Raw genomic sequence first — 11,300 nt, forward strand, 5'->3', positions numbered from 1 at the left:
TTTTCTCTTTTGCTGTTGGCAAGTATCGCTTTGCAAGGTTGCATGTTCTCCCCCGGCCAATACCTGAGCACCGGCGACATCACGCGCCAGGGCGCCAGCGAAAGCAGTCGGGTCGAGCTGATTCCGATCACGCCCAAGCTGATCTCGATGACTCGCGCCACACAAAAGCGTGAAACGGTGCCGGCGGAACTGTTGGCAACACCGGCGGAATACCGCATTGGCAGCAACGATGTGCTGTACATCACGGTCTGGGATCACCCGGAGCTGACCGCGCCATCGGGGGCACAACAGCAGATCGACGCCAACGGTCGACTGGTGCGCTCCGATGGCACGCTGTACTACCCGTTCATCAAGGAAGTGCAGGCCGCCGGCAAGACTATTCAACAATTGCGCTCGGACATCGAAACACGCCTGTCGGCGTTCATCGCCGAGCCGCAAGTGGATGTCGCGGTGCTGCGTTTCGCCAGTCAGAAAGTGGTGGTTTCCGGCGCCGTCGCCAAGGCCGGACCACAGCCGATTTCCACCAACCCGTTGAGCGTGGTCGAGGCCCTCGGTACTGCCGGCATCGACACCAACAACGCCGACCTGTCGGGCTTGTTGCTGACTCGCAATGGCCGGGTGTATCCGCTCAATCTCGACTCGCTGAACCAGCAGGATTCCGAGTTGCAGCACGTCTTCCTCAAGGGCGGCGATCAGCTGTATCTGCCATACAACGACAACAAGCGCATCTACGTCATGGGCGAAGTCAATCAGCCCCGTGCGCTGAGTTTCAAGACCGCGACGATGAACCTCTCCGACGTGCTCGGTTCGGTCGGCGGCTTGAGCCAGACCACCTCCAACGGCAACGCGGTATACGTGATTCGCGGGGTGGAAAACCTCGATGTCGAGCCGGCGAAAATCTATCAACTGGAAGCTCAGTCGCCGACCTCAATGGCACTCGCTTCGCACTTTGAAGTGCGTCCCCAGGATGTGGTGTACGTCGGCCCGGCCAACGTCACGCGCTGGAACCGCTTCATCAGCCAACTGGTGCCGTCGGCATCGATTGTCGGGACCGGGGCTTCCGCTGCGAAGAACTGGAGCGAATTCAGTAACAACAGCAAATAAGGCCGACCGTGAAAACCTTGAAAGTTGGCGTCTGCCTGATGGCGGCCTTGATGTTGTGTGGCTGTAACCCGCTGATGACCGCTTCGGTACGCAACCTCAAGTCGGCGGTGATCGGCCCGGACGAGCTGGACGTGAGTGCGGCGCAGGTGGCCGAGGTCAAGTATCCGCAAGTCAAACTGACCACACCGTCCGGCTCCGGGGTGCTCGCGCTGGTGCGCGAGCGTGAAGACCTGCAGTTCTGGGTCGCTTCCGGCAAACAGGTGTTGCTGCTGCGCGATGGCCTCGCCGTGCGCACCATCGGCCTCGGTGTCGAGGGCGACCTGGACGGTACGCGGCTGGCCGACGACGCGCCGTTCAAGCGCGGCCTGCATCAAGTCGCCGATGGCTTCACCAGTCAGCGCTGGATCGACCTGTACAAGGGCCAGGAAGTCGGCTTGATCGTCAACAGCCGGTTCTCCCGTCGATCCACGCAAACCCTGCAAATTCTCGACAAGGAATACACCGTGCTGCGTGTCGACGAACGTATCGACGTCCCGGCGATCGGGCTGCGCGCGACCAACCATTACTGGGTCGATCCGCTGGACGGATTCATCCTGCAGAGCGAGCAGCAACTGACCACGCAAATGCGTGTGCGCATCGTGCAACTGACCCCTGATCGCAGGCATCTGCCGTGAAGCGCTTACGGATGGTATCGGCGGGTTTGCTGTTGCTCAGCGGCGTCAGTCAGGCAGCGGTCACCGTCAGCGGCGATGTCGCCAACCCAGGGCCGGTGGAGTTGCCGCCGGGCGGGCGCTTGCTCGACGTGATCAGCGTGGCGGTGCCGAATGCCGAAGGTTACTGGCTGGCCGGCGTGTTGCTGCGCCAGTCGTTGCTGGAACAGCAGGCGCGGCTCAAGGCCGGGGTGTTGTTTGATCTGGATGTGTTGCAGCGCATGGCCTCGTTGTTTGACCGACCGAGTCGCGCGGCGCTGGCGCTGCGCCTGGCTGAACAGGTGCGGCAGATGCCGGTCACCGGGCGTCAGGTGGCGGACCTCGATCCGGTCGCGGTGGAAGTCGGTTTCGCGCGCAACATTCGTCTCGACGATGGCGATCACCTGATCTACCCGAAACGGGTCGACGAGGTGCAAGTGTTGGGCGCGGTTGCCGAGACCTGCCACCTGCCTTATCAGCCCTTGCTGGAGGCGCGTGAGTACCTGGAAAGCTGCACGCCGCTGGACGATGCCGAGGCCGATTACCTGTGGCTGATCCAGCCCAATGGTGCGGTGCGGCGCGTGGGTATCGCGCACTGGAATCGCGAGAGCGGGCAGTTCCCCGTGGCCGGCAGCAAGATTCTGGTGCCGGTGAAGAATGATGATCTGGATCCGCCTGTTCCTGAACTGAATCAGCAGTTGGCCGAATTGATTGCCACGCAGCTGGCTGAGGTGGTTCGTTGAAGTTACGTTTTGCAGCTGTGTTGTTATTGCCGTGCGGTCTGGTGCATGCCGAGCCGCGTATTACCCAAAATGATTTCGGCGGCACCGGTCTGTTGCAGACCCCGACCGCGCGCATGGCTCCGGCCGGAGAGCTGAGCGTCAACGCCAACCGCACCGAGCCTTACAGCCGCTACAGCGTGTCGCTGCAGCCGCTGGACTGGCTCGAAGGCTCGTTCCGCTACACCGCCATCACCAACCGCCCGTACGGGCCGGAGTCGATGAGCGGCAGCCAGAGCTATAAGGACAAGGCGGTCGACGCCAAAGTCCGGCTGTGGCAGGAAACCCACTGGGCCCCCGATGTCGCTTTGGGCTTCCGAGACATTGGCGGTACCGGCTTGTTCGCCAGCGAATATTTCGTTGCCAACAAACGCTTTGATAATTTCGATTTCAGTGCCGGCATTGCCTGGGGGTATCTCGGTAATCGCGGCGACCTCGACAACCCGCTGGGCTACCTCGACGATCGCTTCAAGACCCGTCCGGCCCTGGAAGGCACCGGTGACGTCAACGCCGGTTCGTACTTTCGCGGCAAGCCTTCGTTCTTTGGTGGTGTGAGCTATCAGACACCGTGGGATCGACTCAGCCTGAAGCTCGAATACGAAGGCAACGACTACAAGCACGAGCCGAAGGACAACGTGATCAAGCAAGACTCGCCGATCAACTTCGGCGCGGTGTTCAAGGTGGCCGATTCGGTGGACGTCAGCGCGGCGTGGGAGCGGGGCAACACGGCGATGTTCGGCATCACCTTCCACACCAATTTTGTCAGCCGCAAGGCGCCGGCCAAGACCTACGACCCGACGCCGGAACCGCTGCCGGCGAAGATGCCGACCACGCCGATGGAACAGGTCAACTGGGCCGACGTGTCGCAGCGCCTGCAGCAGAATGCCGGGTACAAGGTCGAGCGCATCAGTCAGCGTGATTCCGAGCTGATCGTCTACGGCGAGCAGCAGCGCTACTTCCATTCGTCGAAGGCTGTCGGCCGCGCGAGCCGGATTCTCGACAACAGTGTGAACGACGACATCAACTGGTTCACCGTGGTCAACAAGCGTTACGACCTGCCGCTGGAAGAGACCAGTGTGCCGCGTCAGACCTTCCGCGAAGTGATCAACAACGAGGAGCCGCTGGAGTCGTTGCACCGCACCACCGAGATCAACCCGGCGATGCCGCACAACGAGAAAACCCTCTACAGCGAAGCGCCGCAGCACTTCAATTATGGCGTTGGGCTGGGCTTCAAGCAGAACGTTGGCGGCCCGGATGGTTTGCTCTATCAATTCAGTGCCGACGCGGACGCCGAGTACCGCTTCAACCGCAACACCTGGTGGAACGGTCTGCTCAGTGCCAACCTGGTGAACAACTTCGACAAGTTCACCTACGATGCGCCGAGCGGCCTGCCACGGGTGCGTACCGACTTGCGTCAGTACCTGACCACCTCGGAAGTGACCATGCCGTTGTTCCAGGTCAGCCATGCCGAGCAGTTGGACAAGGACCTGTATGGCATGGTCTACGGCGGCTATCTGGAGTCGATGTTTGCCGGTGTCGGCGGTGAGGTGTTGTTCCGTCCGACCGGTGAGCGCTGGTCGGTGGGAGCGGATCTGAACTATGTGCGTCAGCGCGAGTTCGACCAGGGTTTCGGCCTGCGCGACTACTCGGTCTGGACCGGGCACATCACCGGCTACACCGATTTGCCGTACGACACACTCGCTGCGGTCAGCGTCGGTCGTTATTTGGCCGGCGACTGGGGCGGCACGCTGGACATCTCCCGCGAGTTCTTCAATGGGGTGCGCTTCGGTGCCTGGGCGACGATCACCACGGCTGGCAGTGCCGAGTACGGGGAGGGTAGTTTCGACAAGGGCATCTACCTGTCGATCCCGTTCGACGAAATGATGAGCATGTCGACCATGCGCCGCGCCAACCTGGTCTGGGCCCCCCTGACCCGTGACGGCGGCGCCAGGCTCAATCGCAGCTTCCAGCTGCACTCGATGACCGATAGCCGCGAGGGTGACATGTTCTACCGCAACTTCTCGAAGATTACCGAGTAAACCCGAGAACCCCCCTTGAGACCTGTGGGAGTGGGCTTGCTCGCGAAGGCGCCGGCACATTCAACATCTTTGCTGCCTGACCCACCGCTATCGCGGGCAAGCCACGCTCCCACAGTGGTCCGGGGTGAACCGAATACCCGATCCATACCCCGATCCCTGTAGGAGTGAGCCTGCTCGCGAAGGCGCCAGTCCATTCAAAATCCATGTTGCCTGACCCACCGCTATCGCTTGCAGGCAAGCTCCCACAATGATTTTGTGGTGTGCCCGATTTGAGTGAACACCGCCGGACCCTGTGGGAGCGGGCTTGCCCGCGAAGGCGCCGGCCCATTCAACATCTGTGCTGCCTGACCCACCGCTATCGCGGGCAAGCCACGCTCCCACAGTGGTTCGAGGGTGAAGCAAATATCTTGATCCACACCCCAATCCCTATGGGAGCGGGCTTGCTCGCGAAGGCGCCGGCACATTCAATATCTGTGCTGCCTGATCCACCGCTTTCGCGGGCAAGCCACGCTCCCACAGTGGAACGGGGTGAAGCGCATATCCCGATCCATACCGAGATCCCGTGTGGGAGCGGGCTTGCCCGCGAAGGCGTCGGCACTGCCACCCTCGCAACAGCCTGACCCACTGCCCAAATCCCGCCCACAAAAAAGGGGACTTTCGTCCCCTTGCGGTATCGCCTGGCTCGTCACCAGCCCATCAATAAATATCTTTAGACAGCAACGTAAACGGCGTCTTCACCAGGATCTTCAGATCCAGCCACAACGACCAGTTGTTGATGTAATGCAGGTCCATCTCCACACGCCGCTGCATCTTGTCGATGGTGTCGGTCTCGCCACGGCAGCCGCTGATCTGTGCCAGCCCGGTAATACCCGGTTTGATTCGATGACGAGCCATGTACGCGAGGATTTTCCCCGAGTAGTAGTGGTTGTGCGCCACCGCGTGCGGGCGCGGGCCGACCAAGGCCATTTGCCCCTGCAGCACGTTGAACAACTGCGGCAGCTCATCCAGCGAGGTGCGGCGTATGAAGCGCCCGACCGCAGTAATACGCGAGTCATTACGGCTGGCCTGAACCACTTCACGATCATCGTGCACGCGCATCGAGCGGAATTTCCAGACCTGAATCACCTTGCCGTTCCAGCCGTGGCGATCCTGTTTGAAGAACACCGGCCCCGGCGAGTTGATCTTCACCGCCAGCGCGATGAACAGCAGCACCGGGCTCAGCAGGATAATCGCCAGCAGCGCCACGCCTTTTTCCACCAGACTCTTGCTCAGCGCAGCGGTAGGGCGGCTGGTCAGCGGACTTTCGTTGAGGCAGATCGCCGGCAGACCGTCCACGATCTTCACCGAGTGGTTGAGCAGGGTCAGACTGTTCAAGTCCGGCACCCAGACCACATCGACGTTGGCGCCGAGCAAATCGACGTACATCGCTTCGATTTTCGCGGCCTCGGCCAGCGGCAGGGTGATGTACAACCGGCGGATGTCATGGTCTTTGATCAGCTTGAGCAAATCTTCCTGATCACCGACCACACGCGGTGCATCCGAATCCAGATTCGGTGTCGCGCCATTGCTGACCAAACCCACCAGCGGCAGGTTTTCCACCTGACTGATCTTCTTCGCCAGACCCAGAGCCAGCTCGCCAGTGCCGACGATCAGAGTCTTCTGCGCGCTGGTGCGGGAACGCTGGTAGTACTTGGAAAAGGCATGCAGCGGCGCGTACATCAACGCCTGACCGAGGAAGCCGTAGACCGCCCAGCTCAGCGTCACCTCGCGGGAGAACACTTCGTCGGCCTTGCACACGAACGCGATGCCGGCCAGCGCCACCATGGTCATCGACCAGCCCATGAACAAGCGTCCAAGCCCGGTCAGGTAATTGTCCTGCTTGCGGTACACGCCGCTGAACGTATATGCCGGCACCGAGGCCAATACCGCCAGTGTTGCGCACATGCGGTAATAGAACTCGACGGTGCCTGTGTGCCGTTCAGCCAGTATGAATAACAACGCAACAATGAAAGCCTGCGCCAATGCCCATTGGCCCCAGAAGGTAAGTCCCTTGAGGCCGTTATTTCGATTGATCCGTAGAGAAAGTTCCATGAGATATCCCCAGAAATACGTCCATTCAGGTTTCGACAGTTGAAGTCCGAGTTGCTAGATAGGCTTGTTGTTGTTATTGGACGAGTGTCCTGAGGTAACAACGTCGATAGGCCGAACTGTCGTCAATCAATAGACTAAGTTATTGCCGGAGAGGGTGTCTGACGAGTTCTAACAAGATGGCACAGTGCCAACTTTTTAATAATCAAATACAAGGGTGTTAGAAAAGGTCGCAGAGCGGGGGGTGAATAAATTATGTTGTGTTTGTTACTGTAGGAGGGGTGGAGGCAGGGAGCTATTATTACCAGGGGGGGAAGCCAAACAGAGTGCTCTTGTTGTTTTTGTAATCGCACTGTTTTCTGTTTGTTTTGTTCGCGGATATCGGCGGTATTTACGCAACGATTTCCTGAATGAGGCAATAACCGCGGTTTCTTACGGCACGGAACAATCGCTCACCATTACTCGCGTTTTTGAACTTGTCCTGCAGGCGACTCAGGCACATCTCCAGGCCGCGATATTGCTCCGGCTCGCGGCCGATGCTGAGGATCAGGTCATCTCGACTGACTACACGTTCTTCGTGATGGAGCATTTTGCGCACCAGCGCGGTTTCCAGTCCGGTAAGGCTGATCTCGACGCCTTCCTTGACCAGTGCGCCTTGATCGTTGTCCAGATGCCAGGTTTCGTTGCAAGTGGCGGCGTCTTCGATGGCAGCAGTGCGGTTGTCGCTCTCTGCACTTTGAAACGGCTTCGCCGATTGTGCGGACAGCCATTCCGATTCGAGGGTGGCCAATATGCGCTGGGTGTCGTGTTCAATCGTGCGGGCAACGTTTTTCCGGGTGCCCCTTGGGTAAGTGAACTCCATCAGCATGGGAGCGGAAGAGGGCGAAGTAGCACCTTCAATAAACATTTGTGCCTGAGACGTGCCAAACGAATTGAAGCGCTCGCTGGACAGAATGCTCTCAAGTTCACGCTGCGACGTTGTACTGTTGGTCACGACGACAAAATATTTTCTTGGGAGGGTTGTACTAGTTTCCATGTCTCTCTCCTAAAATGTGCACCAAAATGGGCGAAAAGGTAAATCGGCAGGCGAGCAATGACTTCCTTGGAAGTAACCGACAGGCAGGGTCTGGGCCCAAAATGGCCTCGATAAATTCCACTCGTTCTGCTGCTATGTTGTTAAGTTTATTGTTATGGTTCGGTGTAGCCGTGCTCATTCAATGGCTTGATTATTAGTAGATTTGAAGTACAACTTGAGCTGTATGGTTGCATATGACGATCCTTCGTGATTATGCAAAGAGAATGGCTGCCCGAGAGTCAGGCAGTCGATATCAGACCCCGCATCAGGCGATAGCCGTAGCCGCGGATGCTCTGAATCGCATTGGTACCATACATGTCCTTGATTTTTCCACGCAAGCGGCTGATGGATTTTTCCAGCGCTCTCGGATCGTAGAAATTGGTATTGAGCCCCATGATGCTGGCGATTTCATCATGGCTGAGAATGTGGTTGCTGGTCTGCGCAAAGGCTTCCAGGATCTTCATCTCGGCGAACGAGATGTCGAGTTTCTGGCTGGTGCCGCCCTGCAGGCAGATGCGCGTGGGGTCGAGCGTGAGGTTGATATCCCGCTGCCATTCTTCACTGTTGAAGAATTCACCGAGCAACTCGTCGCCCTCGTCGGATAGGGTATTGAGTTTGATACAGAAGTCGGCGCCGGCCAGGAAGTACTTGATCTTGTTGAACGCACCGCGACCGGTAATGACCGCGCAAATGATCGGTTTCAAGTTGTCGGAACGCAGGTTCTCGATCAGCGCAAGATTGTCTTCCAGCGCTTGCGGACTGTCGATAACGATGAAGATGGCTCGATACGAACCAGAAAGTTCATTGTTATAGGAACTAGTGTACGAACTGGCCTCAAGTGCCATATCAGTGCGTACGTGCTTTGCGATCAGCGCCCTGAAATGTTCGGCCACGCCACGGGTACGACCCAGAGTAAGAACACCGGGTGCGTCGTTTGTCGGGCGCGGACTTCTAGTCGCCAAGTTCCCTGAGAGCATCATGCTTTGACTCGAATTAGGTGCTGACATCGGGATGTTAAAGCACCGGTTCTCATCTGTGACTGACAATTGGTAACATTCACGCGATTTTTAGACGTGGCTCCCGAGTTTTCTAACAATAATTAAGCATTTCAAGCTTTTAGTTGATTTTCTCGGGGCTGTGAACTAGTCGTTACATGGTGGCAATGTGGAATTGTGCCACTATTTTGAATCTATGGCGATGGCTTTATTCATGTCCAATTGCCACTGTCGACGATCCTGAGACAATGTGAGCTGGGTCACACTTTATTGGCCAATCGAACTTTTTTCTACTATAGCCCTAAATATTTTTTGAGCAGTTCGTAGGCGGACGTTTATTAACATGGCTTGAGTGTGTCTTTTGATAAGACATATTCTCCGTCGCCTGATCAGGCAATGGGTGTCGCGTTATACCGATTGTTTAACTTCAGATACTCAATTCCTGAATACAGTTGACCGGTCGCTCATCAAGAGCGCTCTGACGGAGGATTAATGGATTTCTGGACCTTTATCCAGGTGTTGATATTGGGCGCGGTAGAAGGCCTGACCGAGTTCTTGCCGATCTCCAGTACCGGCCACCAGATCATCGTCGCCGACCTGCTGGACTTCGGCGGCGAACGCGCGATGGCGTTCAACATCATTATTCAGCTGGGCGCGATCCTGGCCGTGGTCTGGGAGTTTCGCCCGAAGATCTTCGACATCGTCAAAGGCCTGCCCACCCAACGCAATGCGCAGCGTTTCACCCTCAACCTGCTGATCGCCTTCCTCCCGGCGGTGGTCCTCGGCGTACTGTTCGCTGACAAAATCCATCAATACCTGTTTAACCCGATCACCGTAGCCATGGCCTTGGTGGTGGGCGGCATCGTCATGTTGTGGGCCGAACAGCGCAATCATGTGGTGAGCGTCGATCACGTCGACGACATGCGCTGGTCAGACGCGTTGAAAATCGGTTTCGTGCAATGCCTGGCGATGATTCCCGGCACGTCGCGCTCGGGCTCGACCATCATCGGCGGTTTATTGTTCGGCTTGTCCCGGAAAGCCGCCACAGAGTTCTCGTTTTTCCTCGCCATGCCGACCATGGTCGGCGCCGCGGTGTACTCCGGCTACAAATACCGTGACCTGTTCCAGGCCAGCGACCTGCCAGTGTTCGCCCTCGGTTTTGTCATCGCCTTCATCTTCGCCATGATCGCCGTGCGCGGCCTGCTCAAATTCATCGCCAACCATAGCTACGCCGCGTTCGCCTGGTATCGGATCGCGTTTGGCTTGTTGATTCTGGCGACGTGGGGGTTTGGCTGGGTGAACTGGACGGAAGCGGCGGCGGGGTGATGCGCACGCCAGGCGGATCAACCCGCCTGGCGCGTTTTACGGAAGGAGGGCATCAACGCCCTTGCAGCAACTCGCCAGCCTGATCCAGCAACGCCAGCGGATCCTTGGCCTTGTGAATATCCACTGACAACAACTGGCGGAATTTACGCGCCCCCGGGAACCCGGTGCCCAACCCCAGCACGTGCCGGGTGATGTGATGCATCGCGCCGCCCGCCTGCAAATGCTCGGCAATATATGGCCGCAACTGCGCCAGCGCCTCGGCCCGGCTGATCACCGGCGCGCTGCTGCCGAACAACTGCTGATCGACCTCCGCCAGCAAATACGGATTGTGATAAGCCTCACGCCCGAGCATCACACCGTCAAAAGTCTGCAAATGCTCATGGCAGGCCTCCATCGTCTTGATCCCGCCGTTCAACACAATCTCCAGCTCCGGAAAATCCGCCTTCAACTGCGCCGCCACGTCATACCGCAACGGCGGAATGTCGCGATTCTCCTTCGGCGACAAGCCCTCCAGAATCGCAATCCGCGCGTGCACGGTAAAACTGGTGCACCCGGCATCCCGCACCGTACCGACGAAATCACACAATTCGGCGTAACTGTCCCGCCCATTGATCCCGATCCGATGCTTCACCGTCACCGGAATCGACACCGCATCGCGCATCGCCTTCACACAATCCGCCACCAACTGCGGATGCCCCATCAGGCACGCACCGATCATATTGTTCTGCACCCGATCACTCGGGCAGCCAACATTAAGGTTCACCTCGTCGTAACCATGCTCCTGGGCCATGCGCGCGCAGGCGGCCAGATCCAGCGGGACGCTGCCGCCGAGCTGTAGTGCCAGCGGATGCTCGGCTTCGTTGTGACGGAGGAAGCGTTCGTGATCGCCGTTGAGGAGGGCGCCGGTGGTGACCATTTCGGTGTAGAGCAGGGCGTTCTTCGACAGGAGGCGTAGGAAGTATCTGCAATGCCTATCAGTCCAGTCCATCATCGGGGCAACGGAGAAGCGGCGGGAGAATGGGGCGGGTGTGGCGGAGATAGGGGACATTGGCGGTTCTGGATTGGGTGGGGCTGGGAGGTCGGGGAGTTTATCAGGAATGGGGGACGGACGGGGTTGGAGGCTGGTGGAGGTCTGTCTTCTTTGCTCAGTGATAGTGGATGCTTGGTAGTAAATAAATCTGACCTACGCAGTTGTCTGTTCTGTG

9 protein-coding genes are annotated in these 11,300 nt (G+C 58.2%); 5 read left to right on the forward strand and 4 right to left on the reverse strand.

What is annotated here, in order from left to right:
* Positions 1-42 precede the first annotated feature (42 nt).
* The 4 genes from KCG87_RS26590 to KCG87_RS26605 are packed head-to-tail and all read left to right on the forward strand — an operon-like array spanning position 43 to position 4,611.
* Complete coding sequence (locus KCG87_RS26590) at positions 43-1,104, forward strand: polysaccharide biosynthesis/export family protein (protein WP_232966796.1); 1,062 nt, start codon at positions 43-45, stop codon at positions 1,102-1,104.
* Positions 1,105-1,112: 8 nt separating this feature from the next.
* A complete protein-coding gene (locus tag KCG87_RS26595; protein WP_097088596.1) occupies positions 1,113-1,778 on the forward strand; it encodes a YjbF family lipoprotein in 666 nt (221 codons plus the stop codon).
* Positions 1,775-2,536, forward strand: coding sequence for a capsule biosynthesis GfcC family protein (locus tag KCG87_RS26600; RefSeq protein WP_348983762.1), 762 nt, complete (start codon positions 1,775-1,777; stop codon positions 2,534-2,536). The genes KCG87_RS26595 and KCG87_RS26600 overlap by 4 nt, the downstream gene beginning before the upstream one ends.
* Positions 2,533-4,611, forward strand: a complete 2,079-nt coding sequence (locus KCG87_RS26605) for a YjbH domain-containing protein (protein WP_123588486.1) — start codon at positions 2,533-2,535, stop codon at positions 4,609-4,611. The genes KCG87_RS26600 and KCG87_RS26605 overlap by 4 nt, the downstream gene beginning before the upstream one ends.
* 696 nt (positions 4,612-5,307) lie before the next feature.
* Here the strand turns inward: KCG87_RS26605 and KCG87_RS26610 are convergent.
* The 3 genes from KCG87_RS26610 to KCG87_RS26620 all read right to left on the reverse strand — a co-directional run bounded on the left by KCG87_RS26610 (position 5,308) and on the right by KCG87_RS26620 (position 8,754).
* Positions 5,308-6,702: an undecaprenyl-phosphate glucose phosphotransferase gene (locus KCG87_RS26610; RefSeq protein WP_210559162.1), complete on the reverse strand. Its 1,395-nt coding sequence runs from the start codon at positions 6,700-6,702 to the stop codon at positions 5,308-5,310.
* 388 nt (positions 6,703-7,090) lie between these two features.
* Positions 7,091-7,735, reverse strand: a complete 645-nt coding sequence (locus KCG87_RS26615) for a helix-turn-helix domain-containing protein (RefSeq protein WP_027611488.1) — start codon at positions 7,733-7,735, stop codon at positions 7,091-7,093.
* Positions 7,736-8,013: 278 nt separating this feature from the next.
* Entirely contained in the window at positions 8,014-8,754 is a 741-nt protein-coding gene (locus KCG87_RS26620) for a winged helix-turn-helix domain-containing protein (RefSeq protein ID WP_098964760.1), read from the reverse strand.
* Between the two features lie 507 nt (positions 8,755-9,261).
* On the opposite strand from KCG87_RS26620, the gene KCG87_RS26625 reads away from it, so the two are divergent.
* Positions 9,262-10,095, forward strand: a complete 834-nt coding sequence (locus tag KCG87_RS26625; protein ID WP_210559163.1) for an undecaprenyl-diphosphate phosphatase — start codon at positions 9,262-9,264, stop codon at positions 10,093-10,095.
* Between the two features lie 52 nt (positions 10,096-10,147).
* Here KCG87_RS26625 and dusA read toward each other — a convergent pair whose 3' ends face one another.
* Positions 10,148-11,143: a tRNA dihydrouridine(20/20a) synthase DusA gene (dusA, locus tag KCG87_RS26630; protein ID WP_210559164.1), complete on the reverse strand. Its 996-nt coding sequence runs from the start codon at positions 11,141-11,143 to the stop codon at positions 10,148-10,150.
* Positions 11,144-11,300: the final 157 nt, after the last annotated feature.

The sequence above is a fragment of the Pseudomonas sp. MWU347 genome (assembly GCF_017947305.1).
In the GTDB taxonomy this organism is placed as follows: Bacteria; Pseudomonadota; Gammaproteobacteria; order Pseudomonadales; family Pseudomonadaceae; genus Aquipseudomonas; species Aquipseudomonas putida_A.

Coding starts and splice junctions, on each gene's coding strand:
- KCG87_RS26610 (WP_210559162.1), bottom strand. CDS start 6,702: ATGGAACTTTCTCTACGGATCAATCGAAATAACGGCCTCAAGGGACTT.
- KCG87_RS26590 (WP_232966796.1), top strand. CDS start 43: ATGTTCTCCCCCGGCCAATACCTGAGCACCGGCGACATCACGCGCCAG.
- KCG87_RS26625 (WP_210559163.1), top strand. CDS start 9,262: ATGGATTTCTGGACCTTTATCCAGGTGTTGATATTGGGCGCGGTAGAA.
- dusA (WP_210559164.1), bottom strand. CDS start 11,143: ATGTCCCCTATCTCCGCCACACCCGCCCCATTCTCCCGCCGCTTCTCC.
- KCG87_RS26615 (WP_027611488.1), bottom strand. CDS start 7,735: ATGGAAACTAGTACAACCCTCCCAAGAAAATATTTTGTCGTCGTGACC.
- KCG87_RS26620 (WP_098964760.1), bottom strand. CDS start 8,754: ATGATGCTCTCAGGGAACTTGGCGACTAGAAGTCCGCGCCCGACAAAC.